The sequence below is a fragment of the Chitinophaga sp. CF418 genome, assembly GCF_900142925.1.
GTDB lineage: Bacteria > Bacteroidota > Bacteroidia > Chitinophagales > Chitinophagaceae > Chitinophaga.
In genome coordinates this window covers 370,587-392,754 of the sequence record NZ_FRCN01000009.1, presented here as the reverse complement: position 1 = coordinate 392,754, position 22,168 = coordinate 370,587, and the positions used below count along the sequence as shown (strand labels likewise).

Genomic DNA, 22,168 nt, shown 5'->3' with positions numbered 1-22,168 from the left:
TAATTTCTTGTTAACGCTTTCAAGAAAACGCCTATATAGAAGGCAAGAGGCCGTAATCGTTCTCACTAATCTCCAAACTTTCGCAAGAGTTTATTGCGTTAACCAGCACTAGCCGGCTGAATAGTTAATCGATCAACAGGAGGGTTTGAAAATAAGTTAGTAGATTAACAGCCCTGCCTATTTGTGGTTTATCAAAAATGAAATCTGTCAATACTTGGTTCATTTCTTGCCCTGTTCTGTGCACGTAATGGCTCAATATGTCTTTGATTTACTGAGCTTTTTTTATGTTGTGATGTCAATAATTCACTTCATTTTGTAAAACCGCAGCAGATATGCCTATATCGCCTCTTTTCTCCCATATTTCCCTGATCTTCCTGCTTGCTTCTTCCGGGGTAATCCTAATGTACTTGTAAAAATCACGCAAGCTTTTATGGCCGCTAATCTTCATTATAAGCTCGACAGGTGTTCCCGCCATAAATTCATTGGTACAGAATGAGCGGCGGCAGGTATGGGAGGTAACCCATGCGTATTTGGGTTTTACCTGTACTATGTCTTTATTACCTTTCTTGTGTGAGAATTTTATTAACTCACATATGCCTGCCAGTTGGACTACTTCCTTGATATGGCGGTTAAATTCGGGGTTGCTTACTATGGGAATCTGACGTTTAAAACGCCTTAGCAGTATTTCCTCCGCTGCATCCCGCAACGGTACAACTACCCAATGGTCGGATTTTTCCTGCTTCTTATAAAGTGATCCTTTCCGCACATCCTCCGGCTGGATAGACGAAAAATCGGAAAACCTCAACCCGGTAAGGCAGCCGAGAACAAACAAATCCCGGTATTTTACCAGGTGAGGTTGTTCGGAAAGATCGGTTTGATATATCCGGGCAATTTCTGTCCATGTCAGGTACACCGCATCCGCCTCTTCATCCAGTATTTTAAAGTCGGATAAATCAATAGGGGCGATGATCTTACGGCGCACCCTGTCCCGCAGGAATATACGAAGCTGTTTAATAGTTTTGCCTATGGTAGAGGTTTTTAGCCCTTTTATCTGTTCCTTTTTACCGTCAATAACCTCTGATCTACGGCGTTGAATATAGTCGTAAGTCAGATAGTTGACGAGGCTTTCGTACAGATTGAAGTCAAAGGAATCAAATGTGATAGCGGCTCCCCGGTGTTCCTGAAAGGCCGCCATGTGGTCTTTCATGTTCTTATACACGTTCAGCATACCCGCCGAAACTTTATCCCGCTTGCATTTGATATAATCCTCTATCTGAAAAATCAAATCTAGGTTTGTTTTGGGATTGAGGGCCGCTGCCTGTTGGGCCTTTTCTTCCAGTGTGGCCGTATCAAAGGCCGGGTGAAAGGTTTTCTTTACAAAAGCCGGTATGTCCTGTACATTCTTTTTCACTGCATGGGCAATAATGTCGTTTGCCTTCCGTAGCAGGGCCGCCAGCTGGCCGTTTAGGTCGTCAGCAGTTCCGTATGTCGGGGGGAGGTCGGCGGTAATGCGCCGGAACTTACGATTCCAATATTTAGGAGGAACGGCGATTTCCGTGTTCAGGAGAACGGTTTTATCCCCGCAGTATTGGATAAAGATAATACAAGTACTATCTTTGCGCACTTTGCCCTTTGGGCAGATTAGTTTGATTGGTAACAGCATACTCAAAAAATTTTAGTCGAGTTTTTAGTCGAGTTCAATGCTGTTAACCGTTATAAAGGTAGGACTTTGAAAAATTGGATGGTGTTATAAAATATTGAAAATCAACGAATAAAAGTAAGACTCAATAAAGTTGTGTAAGGCTTTTCCTGACTTCTGTAATCCCAGCGGGATCACGAAAGCCCGGCTTCGAATAGAAGTCGGGTTTTTTGTTTGCATGAAATATGCGTAAGATCCGCAACGAGAGCTAATAATGGATTTATTTTTGTAGTTCGAGTTGGGCCAAACTATCCAGTTAGGCCGGCATGGGCTAGTTATCAGACCATCATTTGATTCATTTACGATCTTGCTAACTTCATTTATAAAAACTGTTCAACCTTTCTTTAAGAAGATTATGTCCTATAATCTTCACTTAAAATAAGCCTGAAATAATTGACAACACTATGCGAAGCCATTGTAATAATTATGGATTCTCTTTCCATATATCAGAACCCTACGTCAGACCATCTGCATACGTGCCTGCTGATAAGGTATTTTGCTTACATTTAACCTATGATGTTATATACAATTGCTTTGCTATTATGTTGCCTATTCATCGTTTTGTACATGCGCCGTAAAAAGGAAAAGCAGACGAGGAGTCAGGCGCTGGCCGGTATTTATAGCGCTTTACTCAACGAGCATATCCGGTATTATCAACTCCTGAATGACAAGGAAAAAGCAAGGTTTGAAACACTGGTAAATGAGTTCTTACAGTACGTGCGTATTGAAGGCGTTGGCACAGAAGTCACTGATCTGGACAAAGTCTACATTGCTGCGAGTGCCGTGGTGCCCATTTTTGGTTTTCCTGACTGGAAATATCGTAATCTCACAAACGTTATCCTTTACCCGGATACCTTTGATCACAATTTCCAGTTTGAAGGTGATGAGCGAAATATATTGGGTATGGTTGGCTCAGGTTATATGAACGGGCAGATGTTACTATCCAGAGCCGCTCTGATCAAGGCGTTTTCTTCTTCTTCAGGTACCGAACACACGGCTATTCATGAATTCATACATCTGCTGGATATGTCAGATGGTGCGACCGATGGTGTACTTGAAAATCTGATGCGACATGAATATGCTGTACCCTGGTTGAAAATGATGCACGAGGAAATGCGTTGTATTGAGAAGGGAAGATCTGATATTAATCCTTATGCATTGACAAATGAAGCAGAGTTTCTGGCGGTGGCTTCGGAATATTTCTTTCAGAGACCTGAGAAATTCAAACAGCATCATCCTGAAATGTATGCGCAAATGAGCCGTATCTTTGGTCAGACGCCCCCGGAAACAGATAGCTGACCAGTCTGTTAATATAAAGACCAAAGGAGCCGGCTTTTTCCGCCTTTCTAGCTTGTGTGGAGGATCAGCAGCAAGGCTGCTTATAATTAACCAGATCTGAATTGAATTCGAGTCCCTTCTGTAATTTTACAATAATTGGAGATTAACGATTGAAGAGTATTGTAAGGTGTAAAAATATTCTTTCATTACCTAAGGCCATGAAAGGTGGCACAGCTTATATAGAAAATTAAAAAATAGATTGTAAAATTTTAAAAGTTACGCATTATAAATAGCAAACTAATTCCTACTATGCAATCAATCACTGCCAATCCGTGCGTGCCGTTTGTTAAAATTAATGACAATTAAGCTATTTCCGCCAATCTTCCCAGGTCAAACACAAAAAAAGTTCTTTCATTTGTACAATGAAAGAGAAACAAGTCATCAATAGATACTTCCTTTCGGCTTTGCTGTGTATACTGCTGCACCCATTTCTCGCATCCGGCCAGATACAGGAGTATATTGTAGCTCATACATCCCCCATCAACAGTGTTGAATTTAATGATACCAGCTACAATGACCTTATACCCCTTTCCCGTGCCATTGGCGACAAGCGCGTGGTTATGCTGGGCGAGTTGTTTCATGGAGACGGAGAAACAATGAAGCTGAAATCGAGGCTGATCCGTTTCTTACACGAACGAATGGGATTTAACGTTCTCGTGTTTGAGAGCGACTTCTTCTCCCTTAATGAAGGCTACAATGCTTTCAGGCAGCATAAGATATCGTTCGACAGCCTGTTATACTTGTCTGTTTTTCCTACCTGGACTCAATGCCAGCAAATGCATGAGCTGTTCCAGTATCTCCGGGAATCTACCTCTGGCAAACAGGAGCTGATCATCAGCGGAATGGATAACAGAGGCATAAGCGGGTACAGCCTCCGCTACCTGAAAGGCGCCGTGGATGCTTTCTTGAGAAAATCAGGTATTCCGTTTGTTCATGATTCTGTATATAGATACTTCCATTCAATGTTGGGCAAGTCGTACTCTCTAGTATATGGGAAGAACAGGCCTGGACTCGACAGCATGATAAAATTACTCCCCGTCGTCATTAACCAGCTATCTGAAAACAGTCCTGCGCTGGAAGACCTGGAGACCGGGTTTTACCTGAACGTACTCAAAGGCCTCCTGATAAACTACAAATTAAGCTTGTACTATTACTATAATAGCGCTGAGTACAAGCGGGACCGGAAGGATCACCCCCTCCATGATTCCCAACTGGCCGAAAACCTGAAGTGGCTCGTAACAAGGAAGTTTCCCAACGAGAAAATCGTTGTTTGGGCGCATAATACGCACATTGAGAAGGGCCCTTTTGAAAACCTATCCTACCGGGGCTATAACAGCATGGGATACTTGTTTACTCAAGATAAACAGGTGCTGTCACAGACATATATCATAGGGCTGACCTGCTATGAAGGTGAAGGCCAGCTGACCTTGCGTGACGTCAGGGAAAAAGTGAGTCTGCCTCATAAAAAGAGTATCGAATCCTGGATTCACGCGAAAGGCTTCAGATATGCTTTTGCAGACATTACAAGCGCCCCTGCCGGCAATAAAACTAATTCACGATTCTATATGAAGGACTATATTAATACTGAATCCAGGCAAATCTGGACTGCATTCTTCGATGGCATCTTATACATTAACAGGGCTCAACCGTGCATAAAACAAGATCTGATAAAAAAATAAGTGTTATGAGCAATGTAGTATCCCCACACCTGGGGGCGCAAAAGCCCAGCTTCGAGTGGAAGTCGGGCTATTTGTTTGTATGCTTATTACTGGGTCATTAAAAGATGTTCAAAATCTCCAACGACGTCATAGTAATCGTAGTCAAATTTGTTAATCCAACAACTAATTATACCGCTGCGTATTAATTGGGCATTCGCTAAAACATCCTTCATTCGTCTATAAGTATCTGAGGTAGGTTTATAGCCATATTTATCTTGCATATATGTTAATGTACGGGCAGCAAAAAGTCTGCTGGTTGGACTTGGTGAGAACAAGATGCTTTCTAATGCATTATAATCTTTGTTGACAATAAAGAACCGAAGATTGTTAAATGTCTCACTACCTAAGCCGAACATGATATAAAATGGTTTACCAAAAGTGCCACCGGTCATGACATCCATAAAATAATTAATTGCTTGTCGCCTGCGATAGTTCGTATCTGCCGATTCTAAAAATAGCTGTCCCGATTCCTTTAAATATTCCTGTACATTTTCAGAATATACCTTTTCATATCTGATTTGGCCGTCTACACACTCAAATGGTAGTTGAATAACCTTGAGTAAATATTTTTCGATTATTTCTTTATGATTATCAATCGTCAATCTTAGTTTTAGAACACTATTACCCCAATAAATGACGTCAACATTGCACGAACCGTAGCCACCATGAATAGTGTGTTGTGTTGATTTTAAACCATAACCCAAATCTTCGTTGATACTACGGCAATTACATTTGCCATCTAAAAAATGAGGGATTACCTTTTTTATTTCCGTAAGAGAAGAGCTAACCGCCGGTAGCTTATTGAGTTTTTCTTTTATGATGTCTTTGTCAATTTGTACCCAATCTAAATGAATTGAATCTTCAAGTTTATCTTTTCCTCCGTAGCAATAAGGAATGAAAGAAAGTTTTGTTGAGTCTGTTGCTATTGATTGTCCCAATAGAACATTTGGACTTGTCAGGCTTAAAACGAATAGGTATTTGGAAACGAGCTTCAACTGTTTTTTTGTTAAGATGAAAGGAGCAAAGATGGTACGTAAAGAGACACTCATCATGTTTTCCCAATTATACAATCTTTTAAGACGAAAATAATTTGAAGCTATTATTTTTAACAAGTTAACAACAATAACGCGGCTTATGATCACCTGAGTAACCTCGAACTTTTATTATATTATTTCATTACTGTCCGGTAAAAAACATATCAATATAGCTGTAGCTATTACCGGTTAATAATTACAGCTAATTTTAAGAAGATTTAAAACCTGGGGAGTACCCCCTCTATGCTGAACTCAAGATAGGATTAAAGGCTTTACGCCATGCCGTATATGTATCCTTTATAAAGTTCATTAGCTCGACATAGCTCATCAAATGCAAACGGATCACTGTTATCATATTGGCAAACGACTTTTTCGTTGCTGATTTTTTCCGGATTACTACCATCAGTAGTTGAGCAATCAATACACAATAGATCTGAGCCTTAATAGCATTTTGATTGTCTCCCAAAAATATCGTAAGGGGAAGTTTTGCTTTATCTGCTTAAATAACAATTCTATCATCCATCGGCATTTATAAATACGGGCTACCTGATTGGCGCTGATCTTTAAATTGTTTGTAATAAATACATATATCTGCCCATCTTCTGCCTTATAAGTGACTCTGCGCAAACGTAAACGTACCTCTGCATTATCCTGTTTATAACCCACAGTAATCAATTGATCTTTAATTACTCCTTTACACTGTTGTTTTCTGGTCCTGTCTATGAGTACCTTGCAAACATGATAAACTGCATTTCCCTTCATTCTGGATACAAACCAGACCTGCTGTTTGCTCCAGGAATGAAACTGCCGATAGTCATTATAAGCCTTATCAAACACTACAAAACTTTCCCTCGGCAATTTCAGCTTTAACAGGAACTGGCGGTCATGTACTTTAGCCGGTGTCATACGTACAAACTCCGTTACGCCACTAAAGGCATCCATCAATGCGTGTACCTTTATGCCTCCTTTTCGCCTTGCTCCATCCAGTCGAGGTCTACCCACACCGCGTAAAATGTCTCCAAATAAGCTAATAGTACTACTATCAATGATCTTCAGATTTTTTATGCTTAATCCCTTCAATCGGCTGTCCGAGATAAATCCATGATACTTTTTTAATAATTCCATGTAAATCGTCTCAAATACCAGGTAGCTTCTTCGCCTATTCGCGTCTGAAAGAGTGCTTCTCGCTGGTGCTGTATCAAAACCCAAATGAGATAGCTTCCCTTCACAAGCCAACATCCCTTCGCAGAGCTCTCGAAGGCCATTACAATAACTAAATACCCCATATAACAGGCTCACCAAATGTACACGAAGCGGCAACTTTTTGTAATACCGATTACTATTATGTTTACGAGCCGCATCACGTATGAGTTTCGGTGGAATCTCCAATAATATCTGCGATAGAATCGGCTGTCCGGTAAATTTTTTATCTTTGGCCAAGTTTATATGTTTAAGGTGTGGTAACCCAAACTTATAAACTATTGGGGGCTTTGCCCCCTTTTTTATGCACTATTGATTTATTTTAGTCGGACAATACTGATATTATTTTAACATTTCCAACCTAGAGAGTTAATTATTTCCGCTAAATCGACATAGATCTGGTTCGAGTTTCCGATACTTGGGGTCACGAAAGCCCGGCTTCGAATAGAAGTCGGGTTATTTGTTTGTATCAAGTGCCTCGTTAGTTCTGCGACGAGTGCGAATAATGAATTAAGTTTTGTGATTGGTCATTTTCCTTGCTGGTTGGCAAACAAGTGTTTTTAGGAACTCCGCCATTATGCAACTTCACTAATTCAATGTAAGAGGTAGGTAGCTTAAAACCTAATTCTTCTTCAATAGTCGCAATGAGATTGTCGGACGGTGTGTGGTCAACATATTCCCGCAATGCGTATTCGCTATCCTCCTAGAAATTAGAAAGGTCAAAGTCTTTGAATATCATAAAACATTTTTTTAGTCGCCATTATTATTTCGCGGTTGAAAGTTAAATAACAGACTTTTTTATTGATAGCATTTTCAATGCTAACCAGCAATGAGCAAGGTATTACATTTGTCTAAATTTTCAGAAAGACTACTTTCTGTTATTTTTTCTTCGCTGATCGGTCTAAAAGCTTCGTAATGATCAAAAAAAATGCTATCGCTGCACCGAAAACAGCACCGGATCTCTCATTAAATTCTGAACTCTTATGTGAATATGCTATAAACCCTGAACTTCCTATGAATAAAATAAATGCTAACATTGTTACAATATAGTAATTTTTATTACTATATCATCTCTGGGTAAAAGCCTGCCTCGATTTGTACAGAAAGCGCGATGTCAATGAGAATATTTTCCATACATCAGCGAACGCTTGTTTTCTCCCTTTATCCTGGTCTTGAACAAAGAATTGCGCAAAAGCATATTGCTGCTTATTTAGGTATTACGCCCGTATTTTTAAGCATGCTGCGCAAACGTCTCTGATAAATTAAGTACATCACTACCTGACGCCATCAGGTACCCAAATAAAAAAGTGGGTGTATCGTACTTCTGACACACCCACTCCCGCATTACTGTAAATACTTGCATGTACGTAAGATCAGACTACCTGTTTCAGCCGGAAGCTGGCAACCAGGTGGTGCACTACGTTCGTTTTATCTTTATAGTATGCCTCCAGAGAACCTTCAACATACCCGCCTATCATCATATCATATCTTGTGAAGGTGACTTTAAACGTTCTATTATAATCCACCTCATAAAGGACATTATTCACACGAAGTTCGGTAAGGTTCAGGAAGGTACCTGTGCCGCTGCCACTGGTGGAGAAGTCCAGGCCCATCGTTGGATGCATTTGATCGTCCTGGCAGGAGACATCCGTGGTCCCTTTCCAGTAGTAAGACGCTAAAAAGGAATTACCTGGAGTCGCCGCATCTCCTGTGATGTTGTATTCAACATCATCAATGGAGTACTTCAGGAAGAGATTAGTGGCAGACTTACAGGTAGTAAGATGCACAATATTCTCTTCATTGGTGATCAACAGTGCTGCGGTGTCAGGACCAGGCACCGCATCGTTGCTGGCGTTCATCAAAAAAATCGCCCTGACGTCACCTGTTACGTAGGCGCCACCATATTGCCCATTGGTAACAGGCAAATACCAACGGCTGTTGAGGGGCTGGCAAATAGCGGTTACCGTTCCACTTTGTATAGGCCCGCCACCGCAGTTGATTGCCGTTCCCTTTACAGACGTAATGTAAGGGGATGACGCAGGCAGGATGATTTCCTCATCTATGCTGGAGTTGAACGGCCCCCGCAGCACAAAAGGAGGAGGTCCGTCACTGAGGCTGCGCCAGCCAAGGAGAATATCTGCTGTCAGGTTTTCATGGGCCGGTAAAAAACAGATTGCATTGCCTTCTGCATCTGTACGGGCAGATGCTACTTCGTTATCCCCGCTTTTTACCCGCAGGATGGCATTAACCACCGGAAGACCATTTGAGGTACGTACTTTAAACGTCTTATACATACCGTCCACAAGTTCGCCAAAGCTCCAGATACCTCCCTGATGAATTTCCTTTGTATAGAAATTCCCCGTCTTTTTAGCATACCCTTGCTGCACCCACTGGTTATTTAAATAGAGCCAGGCGGCTATGCTGTCAGGCGCCGTAGAGCGCAGGCCGGCCGCGATCGGATATTGCAATGTGAGCTTTCCCAGGATTTTATAGGGAATATCAAGCAGTAACACACCAAATGACCGGAGGTACCATCTATGCCCATCCACGTCTGCCTTAAAAGACGGATTGGTGATGGAAAAAGCGGTGGCCGTTGGGTCCAGAATTGCATACGCCGGACTTGATGCAACAATTCCGGGTTCTTCGAATGTATTGGCACCAAAAGTTAACTTCCCGTCTCCTGCCAGTGCCCATTCCCCCGCATCGGTGGTAAACACCCGGTCAAGGTACGTGCCGTGAACATTGTTTACATCCACGTTGTTCCGGGAAGAGCCAGTGAGAGGAACATTGCGCGCAGTAGCGAGAAGGCCCAGATAAGGATCTGGTGTTAAGCCAATATTGCAATCATATTTTTCAACCGATAGTGCCGTGTTCGTTGAGTAACCGCTAAACGCATAATCAGTAACAGCACCATTTATTTTAACGGACATTGGATCCCCATACTGGCCATTCATTTCCGCATATACTGTAACAATAGTGCTGACAGGAGTCGCAGGCGGTATTGGGTTATGATCAACAGGCGGCTCATCGGGGATATCGGTATTGGGCTTGGGTTTACTACAGGCCATTATTAATAATGAAATAATCGCCAGGGGATAAAGCAATTTCATAGATGGGCTTATTTTACATTTTAAAGGTAAATATAGTTCTAAATATAGAAAACTACCGCTGTTTGGCAGGATAAACACAGGGACCGGCTAAAGCCGGTCCCTGTGACAAACTACAAACTGGCCTTTATTTCATCCAGCGTATCCGCGAAGACCTTTTCCCGCCGTACGTCTTTTTGCCATACCAGCCCTCTTTCCACGAGGTCTATTTCCTGTTTAACAGTAGCGCCTGGTTGCCCCTCCTCTCTGCCGAGGATAAATACCGTATCAGAAATAGCTACACTCGTTTCAATATCGTGCGACACAATCACCAGGGTTTTTAATTCATCAGAAACGGATACCTGCAATAACATATCCACCACTTTATGCGAAACAGTTTCTGATCAAATACAGGATATTACCGCCTGGAAAGTAAAAAGGATATACTATCTAATATCTTTTTTTCCTATGGAATCTATTTCCTTGTCTAACGAAGCTGCCGGGCCATTCTTCGATTGAGAATTCGGCATCCCATATTTATTAGGTGTCGGAAATCCCTCCTGAGACAGCATTTTAAGCACGTAAAAAGGAATAAGCTGCCACCAGCCACTTTTCTCAAAATCGTGGCAGCGTTTGGCTCCCTGTGCTAGTAAAAGCCAGTAGCAAGGGATAATATGACTAACTGCCCATAAAGAGCCCGGATCAATACCAACTCTTGACATCGTAAGATTAATAGCCATAAATACCATCCAAGTAATAGCATACTCAGGCCTGCCAATTCTGCCTTTAAAAGAAAACGGGCTTTTAAACATGATCGTATTCTGAATTGAACAATTAGAAAGCATTAACCGTTGCCGTATACCACCTAATTTAAAGTAAATCCTTTAAATCTAGGTCCTTTTGTGAAGTAAAATTGATTCAAGGACGATACCCTTGTAGGTATATCACTAATCGCTACATGCTAACTCACTTCGTGCTCATCTATTACCCACGATCTACAATACGGAAAAAATTAACGGCCTGTAAAAATCGCTAATAATTTTCGGGCTTGACATTAAACAGCAATATCTTCCAGGAGTTTCTGCGATAGACACCCGTTTTTCGATTTGGTAAGAGTGTACGGCCTGCGTAAGCCGTGATGCTGTTGATGTGGCCCAGCAGATGGTGTAAGCCTGGCAGAAAGCATACATGAGGCCTCAGGCAGCAACAGTCCACTTTCAGTATTTGATGGCTCGATGTATAGCACGGTAAAGAACCTAGATCTGACTCAGAACCAGAGTACCTAGCATAAAGCGTATCTTAACTATGTGTTTTTGATGACCAGTTTGGTGGCACACAGTCCGAAAATGGAACATCAGGGAACAGAATCAATAGCATCAGCCCCAATAACTCTAAAAAGACACGCTACGAAGATGCTGCTAAAAAAGCATTTCCATAAACAATAAAATGATGAAAAGACAAAAGATAACAATTGGCTCTATAATAAGGATCAAACTTCCATGTCACAAATATGCATATGCGAGAATCCTAAAGAATGCAAACTATGCAATTTATGACTTGATCACAGAAAATGAATTTGAAGATATTAATGAAATAATCAGCAAGAATATCTTGTTCATTATAGCTGTGTATGACAAAGCAGTTACTTCGGGCAGATGGCCCAAGATAGGCAATGCAGCATTAGAAACAACATTGGATACGCTGCCGATGAAGTTTATCCAAGACCCTGTAGATAGTTCACAGTTTCGTCTTTATGATCCGAACACAGGCAACATGACTAAGGGTCAGAGAAAAGATTGTATCGATCTTGAAAAAGCCGCAGTCTGGGAAGGCGAACAAGTAGAAGAGCGGATTTGTGATCACTATGCAGGGAAGCCTAATAGATGGGTCGAGCAAATGCGGATGAAGTGAAGATATAACTTTTAAAATAAATCGGAATTCTTATGTAGAGAATATTATCACGGGAGTGATCTATATTACTCCCTTCTTCTTTAATCGGTTAATTATAGGTAAGGGGGAACTCTGGATGCTTAGATAAATTATTAAAGATCAACGTTAGGAAATTTACAGTGTATTCTTGCCTGATTTTTTACTCACCAGTCTGGTGCTTCAAGCCCATCACACTAAATGTTACAAATAATGGAAAAAAAGCAATTTTTAGAGAGTATAAAATCACATATCGACAACTCTGGTTTTCATATTACCCTCGTGTCTGCAGCTACTACTCCAAGATGGGCATACACAATTGGGTTAAAAGAAAAATATAATATGGAGCTGGTATTTGCCGGTGGGATTTTTTACATGGCGAGAGACGTAAACAGTATTCTTCATCAGGTAGTTGGCGAGATCGTTAAGCGGGATGGAAACTATTTCGAGAGTATTGATCTTGAAGATTTGGGAGTATTTTCAATTCGTCACGTTGATCATTCATGGGCCAGGCGTTTAATGTTAGGCGTTTATGATTATTACAAAATTGAAAAGGTGAACGCTTTTCAAATTGTCCCAGATGAGGATCATTTTACTTTGGATGTGCCTGATATGACCAAATCTTTTGATACAACAATGGAACCCGTTTGGCAATGGTTTGAAAAAGATTGGGATTTAGACATACCGGAGAAATCTACTGTTACTACCAACATCGAAGTACTTATGGGCACGCCAATTACAGAGATCGTACGTTGGGAAGATGACTATTGGGAAATGTTTTCAGAAGTTGGTCCCGATGGCCCGAATGAATGGAAAAGGGTTGTATCTATAGGAACTATAATAGCTATTGATCCATCCGTAACTCCTGCCCTAAATCTACCTCTTGAGAAAGGTTTTTTAAGGGATAGTAAGGATGACGATTGGAGAGACTGGGGATGATATGAAATAAATTTCGCTGAATGCCAACCAAAACTGGCATCAAGGAGCAACCGGTACAAAAAACAGGCGCTCGATGTTGAGCGCCTCTGCTCACTTTAATACAGATATCTATACTAACCATTTTTTTGCCTTTTCACAAGTATTAAAGGGTGATCTATATTACTCCCTTTGCTTATTTAACAGCTTTGATGTTACTAAATGGGATGTGCAGCAACTGTTCAGAAAAGGCCGAACCGAGCCAGAACCAACGCTTTATCCAAAACTGACTCATTAAGAATATAGACCGATATGCAGATAACTCCAATTTTAAAGAAACTCGAACAATTTTTTAGTGATCAGCAATCAATGGTCTATCCGCTCTCACTGGACGGAATTTCCAGAACTGAAATACAAAAGAAAATTGCGACTTTGAATCTTAGTTTTTCTGAAGAGACATATCAGCTCTTTGAATGGAAAAATGGAATTAAAGATTCTGACAACTTGACTATAGCACAATGCCGTCTCTTTCCCTGGGGTATTCTGGAATCGTTTGACAAGCTTCTTAGTGTTTATAAATTTCCAACAACGGCGGGGTAGGTCTGGAAGAGCTGCAGGAGCTGAACTTTGCAGCGGCCTTTTTATTTTTCAGCATTTACTAAAAGCATCAACTGCTGAACTACCGCAGCCGCTTACTCTATATTGCCTCCGACAGAAAGACACCTATCCTGAAACCTATTTCTTAACGAACCCCTTAAACAACAATCCCTTTTGTTATGAAATCAACTATCTTTTCCCGTAGTAAATCCACGGTCCTGAAAGTTCTCAGCTGCTCGGCGCTTTGTATGCTGCTGGCAGGTGGCTGCCAGCGTGATGCAAAGGAAACAACTCCGCCAGCCGCTAAAGGAAACATCTCCGATGTCCTGGCCAGCCAGATAAAACAGCAGGGCCACACTATTTCTATTCCGGTCAATGTAAGCGTGCCGGGTGTACTAACAGATGCCAAGGGTACGGAGATCAGAACGAACCGTTTCGGCCGAGTATTGTCCACACCAGATGAGATCTGTGAAGACCCTTCACTGGCTGTTGTTGGGCCCAATACCCTCACAATGTTGAAGCATACCATTTATGACTGCGAGAACGCTAAGCATTCGTTGACGATAGAATGGAAGATTCGCAGTTCTTACGACCTGGCGATGGTGAATCCCAATAATACAGCCCAGTTCAGCAAAGGAAGGATACGGATAAAAAACGGTACTGCCATCACCTATTCGGACTTAACCATTCCACTGGCTACGCTTAACTATATAGGGGATGATCCCAACGAGCCGGATATAAAGCAGTATATCCTTACTTATACTAAAGCAGACATTCCGGATAAGTACCTGGCTACAGGCGCCTTCACCGATATAGAGGGTTCCTTCGCGGTATATACGGATTGTCCGGCCCCTTACGGTTTCGTTATTACAACGCCCTACGCGTTCATATCCGCATATGGCGCCGTTGGGCTTGACCCATGTCAGCGGATAGACAATGTTTATATTACTCCTGCCACACCATCCACGCCGCCGCTATCGCCTAGTGATTGTGGCGTGATAGCCGGTAGTTATGTTGTTGGAGATGCAGGTGCCTGTCGGAATAATACGCCCAATATGGCAAGCCAGGTACAGGTAAAAAAGGCGGGGGATCCTGATGCCAGTTACATGAATATACAGTCCCTTGTCGTCGGCTCCAGCTCTCCGGTTACTACAGACGGTTTAGTATACTATTGGGAGATAAGACGTATGAAACAACTGCAGTTCTATCTTCCGGGTGTTACTGATGCTTCTTTCCCGGGTGACTTTACTTTCAGGTGGAGGAATGTGCATGGTGCAACAAATCCCTGTTATGGTCCTTGGTCAGTAGGGGTTACTTATACGATTTACGATTTCTAAACATTATCATTAAGCCTCATAGCAGAAAATAAAGAGGAAGGTTTGATGCCTTACTCTTTATGATTTATCTGATCCGCAGTAATAATATATAATTTATTTATATAATAACAATATTATGCAGTAAATTGAAACTTAAATGTAAACATCACTTTATGATCTGGACTATTATTATCGGGGGCATAGCTGGCTGGCTGGCCGGGAAACTAATGCGTGGTGAAGGGTTTGGAATAATTGTGGATATTATTGTGGGCGTAATAGGCGGCTGGCTGGGTGGCTGGCTTTTCGGCCAACTTGGAATCCATATAGGTAGCGGTCTGTTAGGCTCACTGATTGTGGCGCTGGTGGGGGCTATCATATTAATCTGGCTTATACGGCTAGTGAAACGATGAGAATGGCTGTTTGTCAGGAAAGGTAATAACCGTTAGGGTACTACGGGGTGAAGATTTTTGTTAAATCGTGCTCAATTTGGTTCGAGGTTCTGACACTCGGATCACGGAGAATTAAGCGCTTCAAGTTCAATGACTTGGAGCGTTTTTTTTTCACAGATTTACATACTAAGTTCATTTCCAAGGTCGAAACAATATCTCTTAATCGTATTTCCGAAAAAAAGTTCTAATCCACAATTTATTTCATCATCAACTTTTTCATATAAGATTTCGTAGTACAGATGTTCCAATTCCTCGACAGATACCTCCTGACTGCTTTTAAAATAGCCAGGATAATCTTCAACTAATTTTTTATAGTTTACTCCAAATAGTTCCAAACTTGCACTCATTGTTATAGTTGTTTTCTTATTGATAGTGAATTTTTATCAGCCACCACTCCTGCTGAAATTTTACTCGCATCTAACTTCATGTAATCCCTTTGCCAATAATATTTGTAGATTTATTTAATTGCAATGCATCCAATTCTCTTAAGCTTCCACCAATTTGATTTCCAGCGGCATCATAACATTTTAATTCTATATTTGGCAGGCGACTCTACCAAATCTCCAACACATCGCCTTATAAAACTAATTGCCTAACCCCTGATTATCCTGTCTTGGTCAAGACTTTGCTGGTTAATGTTTTTCAAGGTTGTTGATAAACTCTTCAAAGCTGTCTGCAATTTTTCGAACAGACCCGTCTGCAACCAAGCCGATAACATCATAATATACGCAACCGTTATCGCTTTCGCCAGTAGAAACATAGAACGGCCTTCCCCCGGGATCAGTTGCAAATGGTATCAAATCATTCCGGCCGCCCCCTTCTTCGACATCCCTCACTACAGGTAATATCATCTCGATTGAGGCGTTCCTGTTTTCCAGCAACGGCAAAAAGACACTCACCGTATATTGGGTAAGATATTTAGTTTCCTCAATTTTCGTTCCGCCATATACAAGCAAAAACGCCTTCAAATAGTCGGGAAAAATAACATGGTATTTCTTTTCGAACTCCGATATCTCATCCATTGAGGTACCAACGCCGTCAAATTTAAAATTGATAGTAAGTTCTTTCATCGCTAAAATATTTATACTCTCCATATGCCTATTAAATAACTATCCCCTTTATCTGGTGACACCTACCTCAGTAAATCAAAGAAGAGCTAGCATGCTTCATATAATCACACGGTGCTTTCAACCGAAATACAACCTCGAACTTTTCCGATACCCAATTGCCCTATTTCATCTGGTTGGCTTCAATGGTGTTCATGCCCCGATAGTCGGCGACAAGATTTTCGAGGATATGTTCCCGTTTGCTACCATCCATTACTGCACTGATGGCGTATTCGATATTTTCTTCCTTGATGCCTTGCGCAAGGTATTTGGTTTGGAGGGCTGCAAATTTTTTCATGTTAGGTATTGAGTGACCCAAAATTAGGTTCATTTTCAGAAGTTTCAAAACGGGTCAGTACATTAACGTAGTTGCCGTAACGCAACTACGACGGTTATATAGAAAAATGTTCCAGTCCCAAAAATGTTAACTCCTGGGATACGAACTCGATTAAACACATCCTGTAAAGACTCTAGCGTGGAAAGATCAATCATCCGGAGCTCCAGGAACCTGCTGATAGAGAAAAAGGCCCTACGCAGGAGCATTAAGCTGATAATTATATAAAAAATTTTCATAAATTGCATAATCCACTTTTAAGTGGGGTAAGCCTAACTTAGGGACAAGTAATATTTGTTATTCTCTATAATATTTTTTCTTTTGCATAGGTAAGATGAAGATAAACAGCACCATACGACTTAAAGCGGCCTTCCTTCTGGTAGTATTTGCCTTAAATACTATGATAGGGTTTGCTTGTGCCGTTGGTATGGGGTTTAATTCAAAACATCACCACGAGGAGGCTTCTTCCTCAGCAGCTACTCACCACCATAAATCCCAAAAGTGCCATCATCATGATGAGGCGCCTGCTAAGAAAGGGGCTGCCAATGATGATAACTGTTGCAATAAGAATGTAATTCAGTTTTCCCAGTTAGATAAGCTCCTTACCCATGCTGTAAGTACAGGAATTGAAACCCCTGTAACTATCGTATTTCTTCATGACTTTTATTTGTCTTATCTATCTCCTTTTGCTAAAATCAGCAAGCAAAATCGGGTAGTCCATCCCTATTTTTCCAGCTCTCCTGACATACGTGTGTCCATTCAGTCCTTCCTGATCTGATTTTTTGTAAAGAACAGAGGCAATTTAGTCTTGTCTGCAATTACTCGTCAATTCCTTCCAGGCATTGAACCATTAATTATTTCCATTTGTACATTATTAAATCAATTAAAATGAAAACGTTCATTTTTTTTGCAATCATCTTTGCTGCTCTTTCAGTTTCTGCAAAGGCAGGTTATAGTAAAGCTGTTTACACCACCCAACAGTCAAGTTTATCACAATTGCTTAGCCTGTATTATGATGAAAAAATGCATTGGTAAACAGTGATGCTAATACGGCAGCTATAAAAGCCGTGAATCTGTAAAAGCAATCAATGGCATCGATATGAAGACCCTTTCAGAGGCCGACATGTTGTGGCCATTAATGCAAGTTTTCTTAAAGTGAAATAGCTTACCGGCGAGTATAATGTTCATGAATCACCCTAGCGTTTTTTTTTATTAAAATAAACCATCGTCAACCAACACTACTTATGGCAAAGAGTAAACACTATTACATTCGTAAATCACATCGTTATTTAGGGCTTATCTTAGGTATCCAGTTTTTATTGTGGACAATTGGTGGCCTTTATTTCAGCTGGAGCAATATGGATGAAGTACATGGCGATTTTCAAAAGAAAAAACCCAGCTTATTATCTGTCGACATCCTGATGGTATCACCAAATGTTGTTATGGATAACATCAGAAAAAAACACCCTGTAGATTCAGTGGTCGCTATCCAGTTAGTAGAAATATTGGGTAACCCATTTTACCAGATCCGCCTTGCCGGTACTACTCATGATAATGAAAACCATGAGCATTCCATCCAGACCACGAATCACCTGGCTGACGCGGTAACAGGACAACTACGCGGACCATTAACAAAAGATGAAGCCATTAAGGTTGCGGCAACGGGATTCAATGCGGCATCTAAAATTAAATCTGTTGAATACCTGACCACCGCCAGTGGCCATCATGAATACCGCGAAAACCCTTTACCCGCTTATGCGATTACGTTTGAGCATCCGTCTGCAACAACTGTATATGTAGCTAGTGAACTCGGAACCATTCAAAAGTTCCGCAATAATAAGTGGAGAACTTTTGATTTGCTGTGGATGCTCCACACAATGGATTATCAATCGAGGGATAATATCAGCAATATATTACTGCGTTTTTTTTCCATATTGGGCCTGGTAACGGTTATTTCAGGGTTTGTCTTGTATGGCATCAGTTCCCGGACGTTAAAGAATGGTTTTAAGAATCGGAAAAAGCTGGCTTAAGGTATTACTCCATAATAAACATTATACTATTTTATGACAACTCCATCTGCTTACATACCTGCTTTAAAATATAACGGATTAACCAGATTTTATGACCTGGTGCTTGAGAAACTACTACGGGAAAAAATGTGGAAGTCGTACTTTATTAAAAACTTTATTAACAAGGTGCCACAACAAGTTTTGGATATTGGTTGTGGCACGGCTACATTGTCATTAATGCTGAAAAATACATTTCCATTGGCAACTGTTACCGGGCTTGATGGTGATCGTGGCATCCTTGCCATTGCTGCAAAGAAGATAATGGAACGACAATCCGATGTGAAGCTAGTGCAGGGCTTCTCTTATGAACTACCTTTCCCGGATAACTATTTTGACGCCGTAAGCAGCAGTTTGATGATTCATCACCTTAGTAATGAAGACAAGCACAGGACTTTCAAAGAAGTATACCGGGTATTAAAACCGGGTGGAGAGTTCAATATTGCTGACTGGGGAAAGCCAGGCAATATCGCTACAAGGATCCTGTTTTACCTGGTTCAATTATTGGACGGCTTTACAACTACCCGTGATAATGTAAAGGGATTACTGCCAAAATATCTGGTTGAAGATGGATTTATAAAAGTACAGGAACTAAAGCGATTCAATACATTGTTAGGGAGTATTTCAATCTATAAAGCATTTAAACAGGGAACGGATCTACTTGAATAAAGACCAGGAATGCAATTTAAACTTGTAAATAAAAACAATTTCCTTATATTTTGCCCTTAAACCCTTTAACCGTAATGAGCAGCCAGTTAATTCCAATCATCCAGCAATACAAAACAGATAAAGAATCTGTTTACAATACATGGTTTATTAATAATGAAGAACGGCTAAAAGCCTTCCGCTCTATACGCAGAGGTGTGCAACAGGTAGTGGATGATATAAAGACCCGGAAATTTCCCAACGATTTTAAAGGAACATCTCTTGAATTTGTATTAACCTGCATCACGGAGCAGAAGCAGGTTTTTGAAGGTGCTGCACACCCTTTCTATTGGAAGCCCAAACTTCGCATTCCTGATATTTATGAAAACGAAGCAAACAAACAGGCATTCGGTCAGTTTTTGGAAAATTGTTTGAATGCTAAGTCGGAAGATCAGATTATCCGGGAAATAATTAAGCTGGATGCATTGAAAATTAAAGGGCTTGGGCCAGCCGTTGCCAGCATTATATATTTCCTGCATCCTACTATCATTCCACCCTTCAATACAGCTATCATTAACGGTTTCAATTTTCTTTTCAAAGACAAAAAAAAATTAGGCAGCTGGAGCGAATATTTGAAGTTAAGGGAAGTCATAATTGATACTAATACTCAGCACCGTTCAGAATTATCATTGGATCTGGGTGCCATTGCAGGGTTGTTGTTTGAAATAGGTGCACAAAAACTGATTTTAGGTACAGATGAATATTTATCCGAAGCAGAACGACAGAAGCTGGAAAAGGCAATTGAAAAACGCCATAAAGAAGTAAAAGAAGAAAAACAGGAAGAAAGTCTGCATACCGAAATGCAATATCACTTATTGAAAATCGGCAGTTCTCTGGGATATGATGTGATCGCGGCTTCCAACGACCGTTCTAAAAGTTGCCATGGACAGAGTTTTTCTTTCATCAGCCTGCAATCATTTCCTGCTATGGTCTGCGAAAAGGATGTAATGAACACTATCCAATTGATTGATGTATTGTGGTTCCAAAAAGGTACTAACAATGTATTAGCAGCCTTTGAAGTGGAAAAGAGTACCAGTATTTATTCAGGTATATTACGCCTGACTGATTTGAGCTATACGATTGCTGACGGGGATGAAGTGTTTTATTTGATTGTACCGGATAGCAGGGAAAAAGACGTTAAGCTGCAGCTTAGCAGGCCAGCCATTAAGGGAAATAATATCCCTATTAAGTACATTTTGTTCTCTGAATTAAAACAGCATTGTGATGCGCTCTGCAAGTTTGGTGACAGTCACCGTATTATGGAAAAGATAGCAAGAGCCGTTTAAATTCATTATAGCAAGATTTGCAAAGTACTTCCCCGGTTTTGAAAAGTAATTGTAAGCGCTATTTAGCAATTTTACAGGGCAAAAAGACCAAATAAAAATGCCCTAACTTTCGCAAATTCGTTTTGCCATGGTCAGGATATGCCCGAGATCAGGAACTGGTAATGGGGCGACCTGACCAAAATCAAAAGACCTTATGACAGACGTCATATATCCCGGATTTCCAGGATACTATCTTCATAAAAGATAAAAAATAAAAAGTGAGAAAAATAACCGCCATATTCTTCCTTATTATTTACGCCGGCACGGCGTTGGGAGTGGCCGTTAATTTTCATTATTGCGGAGGCCACCTGGCCAATATTACTATATTGAATCTCGGTGACCATATCGGTTGCCCGTGCAATCCGAAAGATATGCCAAAGGATTGCTGCAAGAATAAGTTTTTTTGCATGCAAACTGACAATCATAGAATTGCACCGCAGCCGGTGATATTAAATCCCATTTCCTTTTCAGTCGATCTACCTCCCATAAAGGGTCAGTACGTACCCGAATTGTTAGCGGACGGTTATCATTCAGATCATTCTTTCTATTTTCTTCAACGAAGTAGTCCCCAACCCATTTATTTGCTCGTTCGGGTATTCAGAATTTAGCGTGGGGTCGCACATGTGGTCCAAAGTATAGCCTATAAGAGGCCCCTGAATAATTGATCAAGGTTATTTCTCCTGGCAATGACCAACCCACTTTCACAAATGCATATTAACCAATAGAACTAAAAATTCATGAAAAAGAATATTATTTCAATGGTACTTATTACCATTCCATTTGCCCTTGCAAGCAATGCATCTGCACAAAAAGACAGCAGCGGAATTTATAAGACTGCATCTGATTTTCAACAAAAAAAATTGTCTTATGCTATTAATTATAAGACAGAGAAGCATAAGATAAAAGACAACCTTCTATTCCATGGTGCTGAGATAAAGGTCGTCCACGAGGGGCAAACTTACAAATTGGACAAGAACAGTACATACGGTTACAAGAGCAGTAAGGGCGAAGTTTTCAGATTTGTCGGTAACAATGAATATAAAGTGCTTAATCCTGGGGAATCACCGATGTTATACGCGTATACGCATCCCACAAGTGCAACGAAGGGCAATTTCCATTATATTTCGGACTATTACTTTAGTACCGATGCCGCTTCAACCCCACAGGCTTTAACAAAGGAAAACCTAAAGAAGGCATTCCCCGATAATCACAAATTCCATGACGCGTTGGACGCAACTTTCAAAAGTGATGAAGGCTTATCCTCATATGATAATTTTCATAAGATGTATAAAGTGAATCATATTCTGGAGGCGAGTAGGAAACAATAAGATTGAAACCATACAGCACAGCTTTT

General features: G+C 40.8%; 24 protein-coding genes. 13 read left to right on the top strand and 11 right to left on the bottom strand.

Going from position 1 to position 22,168, the window contains the following annotated elements; genetic code table 11:
* Positions 1-295: 295 nt before the first annotated feature.
* The gene (locus F3I09_RS21080) at positions 296-1,663 is read right to left on the bottom strand and encodes a site-specific integrase (protein WP_149697014.1); all 1,368 of its coding nucleotides are present in this window, start codon (positions 1,661-1,663) and stop codon (positions 296-298) included.
* A gap of 603 nt (positions 1,664-2,266) precedes the next feature.
* Between F3I09_RS21080 and F3I09_RS21075 the strand changes: the two genes are divergently transcribed.
* Both F3I09_RS21075 and F3I09_RS21070 read left to right on the top strand, forming a co-directional pair.
* Positions 2,267-2,998, top strand: coding sequence for a zinc-dependent peptidase (locus F3I09_RS21075; protein WP_223233326.1), 732 nt, complete (start codon positions 2,267-2,269; stop codon positions 2,996-2,998).
* A gap of 401 nt (positions 2,999-3,399) precedes the next feature.
* Positions 3,400-4,716, top strand: a complete 1,317-nt coding sequence (locus F3I09_RS21070; RefSeq protein WP_149697013.1) for an erythromycin esterase family protein — start codon at positions 3,400-3,402, stop codon at positions 4,714-4,716.
* An 86-nt stretch (positions 4,717-4,802) separates the two neighbouring features.
* Here F3I09_RS21070 and F3I09_RS21065 read toward each other — a convergent pair whose 3' ends face one another.
* The 6 genes from F3I09_RS21065 to F3I09_RS21035 form a co-directional block, all read right to left on the bottom strand.
* A complete protein-coding gene (locus F3I09_RS21065; protein ID WP_149697012.1) occupies positions 4,803-5,807 on the bottom strand; it encodes a hypothetical protein in 1,005 nt (334 codons plus the stop codon).
* A 399-nt stretch (positions 5,808-6,206) separates the two neighbouring features.
* Positions 6,207-7,229: an IS4 family transposase gene (locus F3I09_RS21060; RefSeq protein ID WP_188133899.1), complete on the bottom strand. Its 1,023-nt coding sequence runs from the start codon at positions 7,227-7,229 to the stop codon at positions 6,207-6,209.
* 241 nt (positions 7,230-7,470) lie between these two features.
* On the bottom strand, positions 7,471-7,674 hold the full coding sequence (locus tag F3I09_RS34815) for an SMI1/KNR4 family protein (RefSeq protein WP_223233325.1): 204 nt from the start codon (positions 7,672-7,674) through the stop codon (positions 7,471-7,473).
* A gap of 688 nt (positions 7,675-8,362) precedes the next feature.
* On the bottom strand, positions 8,363-10,099 hold the full coding sequence (locus F3I09_RS21045) for a hypothetical protein (RefSeq protein ID WP_149697010.1): 1,737 nt from the start codon (positions 10,097-10,099) through the stop codon (positions 8,363-8,365).
* 110 nt (positions 10,100-10,209) lie between these two features.
* On the bottom strand, positions 10,210-10,449 hold the full coding sequence (locus F3I09_RS21040; RefSeq protein WP_149697009.1) for a hypothetical protein: 240 nt from the start codon (positions 10,447-10,449) through the stop codon (positions 10,210-10,212).
* Positions 10,450-10,521: 72 nt separating this feature from the next.
* The gene (locus F3I09_RS21035) at positions 10,522-10,887 is read right to left on the bottom strand and encodes a DUF805 domain-containing protein (protein ID WP_188133898.1); all 366 of its coding nucleotides are present in this window, start codon (positions 10,885-10,887) and stop codon (positions 10,522-10,524) included.
* 637 nt (positions 10,888-11,524) lie between these two features.
* On the opposite strand from F3I09_RS21035, the gene F3I09_RS21030 reads away from it, so the two are divergent.
* From F3I09_RS21030 to F3I09_RS21010, 5 genes are all read left to right on the top strand, one after another.
* Positions 11,525-11,986, top strand: coding sequence for an immunity 26/phosphotriesterase HocA family protein (locus F3I09_RS21030; RefSeq protein ID WP_188133897.1), 462 nt, complete (start codon positions 11,525-11,527; stop codon positions 11,984-11,986).
* A 228-nt stretch (positions 11,987-12,214) separates the two neighbouring features.
* Entirely contained in the window at positions 12,215-12,940 is a 726-nt protein-coding gene (locus tag F3I09_RS21025) for a DUF4262 domain-containing protein (RefSeq protein ID WP_188133896.1), read from the top strand.
* A gap of 288 nt (positions 12,941-13,228) precedes the next feature.
* Complete coding sequence (locus F3I09_RS21020; RefSeq protein ID WP_149697005.1) at positions 13,229-13,516, top strand: hypothetical protein; 288 nt, start codon at positions 13,229-13,231, stop codon at positions 13,514-13,516.
* A gap of 176 nt (positions 13,517-13,692) precedes the next feature.
* Positions 13,693-14,850 carry a hypothetical protein gene (locus tag F3I09_RS21015; protein WP_149697004.1) on the top strand — a complete coding sequence of 386 codons (1,158 nt, stop codon included), beginning with the start codon at positions 13,693-13,695 and terminating at the stop codon, positions 14,848-14,850.
* A gap of 152 nt (positions 14,851-15,002) precedes the next feature.
* Positions 15,003-15,239 carry a GlsB/YeaQ/YmgE family stress response membrane protein gene (locus tag F3I09_RS21010; RefSeq protein WP_149697003.1) on the top strand — a complete coding sequence of 79 codons (237 nt, stop codon included), beginning with the start codon at positions 15,003-15,005 and terminating at the stop codon, positions 15,237-15,239.
* Between the two features lie 158 nt (positions 15,240-15,397).
* Here the strand turns inward: F3I09_RS21010 and F3I09_RS21005 are convergent, their stop codons facing one another.
* The 3 genes from F3I09_RS21005 to F3I09_RS20995 all read right to left on the bottom strand — a co-directional run bounded on the left by F3I09_RS21005 (position 15,398) and on the right by F3I09_RS20995 (position 16,682).
* Positions 15,398-15,625, bottom strand: coding sequence for a hypothetical protein (locus tag F3I09_RS21005; RefSeq protein WP_149697002.1), 228 nt, complete (start codon positions 15,623-15,625; stop codon positions 15,398-15,400).
* A 285-nt stretch (positions 15,626-15,910) separates the two neighbouring features.
* Positions 15,911-16,348 (bottom strand): SMI1/KNR4 family protein, encoded by a 438-nt coding sequence (locus F3I09_RS21000; RefSeq protein ID WP_188133895.1) that lies wholly within the window; start codon positions 16,346-16,348, stop codon positions 15,911-15,913.
* A 160-nt stretch (positions 16,349-16,508) separates the two neighbouring features.
* Positions 16,509-16,682 carry a hypothetical protein gene (locus F3I09_RS20995; protein ID WP_188133894.1) on the bottom strand — a complete coding sequence of 58 codons (174 nt, stop codon included), beginning with the start codon at positions 16,680-16,682 and terminating at the stop codon, positions 16,509-16,511.
* A gap of 370 nt (positions 16,683-17,052) precedes the next feature.
* On the opposite strand from F3I09_RS20995, the gene F3I09_RS20990 reads away from it, so the two are divergent.
* The 5 genes from F3I09_RS20990 (at position 17,053) to F3I09_RS20975 (ending at position 20,775) form a co-directional block, all read left to right on the top strand.
* Positions 17,053-17,496 carry a hypothetical protein gene (locus F3I09_RS20990; RefSeq protein ID WP_149696999.1) on the top strand — a complete coding sequence of 148 codons (444 nt, stop codon included), beginning with the start codon at positions 17,053-17,055 and terminating at the stop codon, positions 17,494-17,496.
* Between the two features lie 110 nt (positions 17,497-17,606).
* A complete protein-coding gene (locus F3I09_RS34140; protein WP_188133893.1) occupies positions 17,607-17,753 on the top strand; it encodes a hypothetical protein in 147 nt (48 codons plus the stop codon).
* 209 nt (positions 17,754-17,962) lie between these two features.
* Entirely contained in the window at positions 17,963-18,748 is a 786-nt protein-coding gene (locus tag F3I09_RS20985; protein WP_149696998.1) for a hypothetical protein, read from the top strand.
* A gap of 33 nt (positions 18,749-18,781) precedes the next feature.
* A complete protein-coding gene (locus F3I09_RS20980; RefSeq protein ID WP_149696997.1) occupies positions 18,782-19,453 on the top strand; it encodes a class I SAM-dependent methyltransferase in 672 nt (223 codons plus the stop codon).
* A gap of 194 nt (positions 19,454-19,647) precedes the next feature.
* Complete coding sequence (locus tag F3I09_RS20975; RefSeq protein WP_223233324.1) at positions 19,648-20,775, top strand: type II restriction endonuclease; 1,128 nt, start codon at positions 19,648-19,650, stop codon at positions 20,773-20,775.
* 203 nt (positions 20,776-20,978) lie between these two features.
* Here F3I09_RS20975 and F3I09_RS20970 read toward each other — a convergent pair whose 3' ends face one another.
* A complete protein-coding gene (locus tag F3I09_RS20970) occupies positions 20,979-21,239 on the bottom strand; it encodes a hypothetical protein (RefSeq protein WP_149696995.1) in 261 nt (86 codons plus the stop codon).
* Between the two features lie 312 nt (positions 21,240-21,551).
* On the opposite strand from F3I09_RS20970, the gene F3I09_RS20965 reads away from it, so the two are divergent.
* Positions 21,552-22,142 (top strand): hypothetical protein, encoded by a 591-nt coding sequence (locus F3I09_RS20965; RefSeq protein ID WP_149696994.1) that lies wholly within the window; start codon positions 21,552-21,554, stop codon positions 22,140-22,142.
* The last annotated feature ends 26 nt before the right edge of the window (positions 22,143-22,168 follow it).

Coding starts and splice junctions, on each gene's coding strand:
- F3I09_RS21080 (WP_149697014.1), bottom strand. CDS start 1,663: ATGCTGTTACCAATCAAACTAATCTGCCCAAAGGGCAAAGTGCGCAAA.
- F3I09_RS21075 (WP_223233326.1), top strand. CDS start 2,267: ATGCGCCGTAAAAAGGAAAAGCAGACGAGGAGTCAGGCGCTGGCCGGT.
- F3I09_RS21070 (WP_149697013.1), top strand. CDS start 3,400: ATGAAAGAGAAACAAGTCATCAATAGATACTTCCTTTCGGCTTTGCTG.
- F3I09_RS21065 (WP_149697012.1), bottom strand. CDS start 5,807: ATGATGAGTGTCTCTTTACGTACCATCTTTGCTCCTTTCATCTTAACA.
- F3I09_RS21045 (WP_149697010.1), bottom strand. CDS start 10,099: ATGAAATTGCTTTATCCCCTGGCGATTATTTCATTATTAATAATGGCC.
- F3I09_RS21040 (WP_149697009.1), bottom strand. CDS start 10,449: ATGTTATTGCAGGTATCCGTTTCTGATGAATTAAAAACCCTGGTGATT.
- F3I09_RS21035 (WP_188133898.1), bottom strand. CDS start 10,887: ATGTTTAAAAGCCCGTTTTCTTTTAAAGGCAGAATTGGCAGGCCTGAG.
- F3I09_RS21030 (WP_188133897.1), top strand. CDS start 11,525: ATGAAAAGACAAAAGATAACAATTGGCTCTATAATAAGGATCAAACTT.
- F3I09_RS21025 (WP_188133896.1), top strand. CDS start 12,215: ATGGAAAAAAAGCAATTTTTAGAGAGTATAAAATCACATATCGACAAC.
- F3I09_RS21020 (WP_149697005.1), top strand. CDS start 13,229: ATGCAGATAACTCCAATTTTAAAGAAACTCGAACAATTTTTTAGTGAT.
- F3I09_RS21015 (WP_149697004.1), top strand. CDS start 13,693: ATGAAATCAACTATCTTTTCCCGTAGTAAATCCACGGTCCTGAAAGTT.
- F3I09_RS21010 (WP_149697003.1), top strand. CDS start 15,003: ATGATCTGGACTATTATTATCGGGGGCATAGCTGGCTGGCTGGCCGGG.
- F3I09_RS21005 (WP_149697002.1), bottom strand. CDS start 15,625: ATGAGTGCAAGTTTGGAACTATTTGGAGTAAACTATAAAAAATTAGTT.
- F3I09_RS21000 (WP_188133895.1), bottom strand. CDS start 16,348: ATGAAAGAACTTACTATCAATTTTAAATTTGACGGCGTTGGTACCTCA.
- F3I09_RS20995 (WP_188133894.1), bottom strand. CDS start 16,682: ATGAAAAAATTTGCAGCCCTCCAAACCAAATACCTTGCGCAAGGCATC.
- F3I09_RS20990 (WP_149696999.1), top strand. CDS start 17,053: ATGAAGATAAACAGCACCATACGACTTAAAGCGGCCTTCCTTCTGGTA.
- F3I09_RS34140 (WP_188133893.1), top strand. CDS start 17,607: ATGAAAACGTTCATTTTTTTTGCAATCATCTTTGCTGCTCTTTCAGTT.
- F3I09_RS20985 (WP_149696998.1), top strand. CDS start 17,963: ATGGCAAAGAGTAAACACTATTACATTCGTAAATCACATCGTTATTTA.
- F3I09_RS20980 (WP_149696997.1), top strand. CDS start 18,782: ATGACAACTCCATCTGCTTACATACCTGCTTTAAAATATAACGGATTA.
- F3I09_RS20970 (WP_149696995.1), bottom strand. CDS start 21,239: ATGATTGTCAGTTTGCATGCAAAAAAACTTATTCTTGCAGCAATCCTT.
- F3I09_RS20965 (WP_149696994.1), top strand. CDS start 21,552: ATGAAAAAGAATATTATTTCAATGGTACTTATTACCATTCCATTTGCC.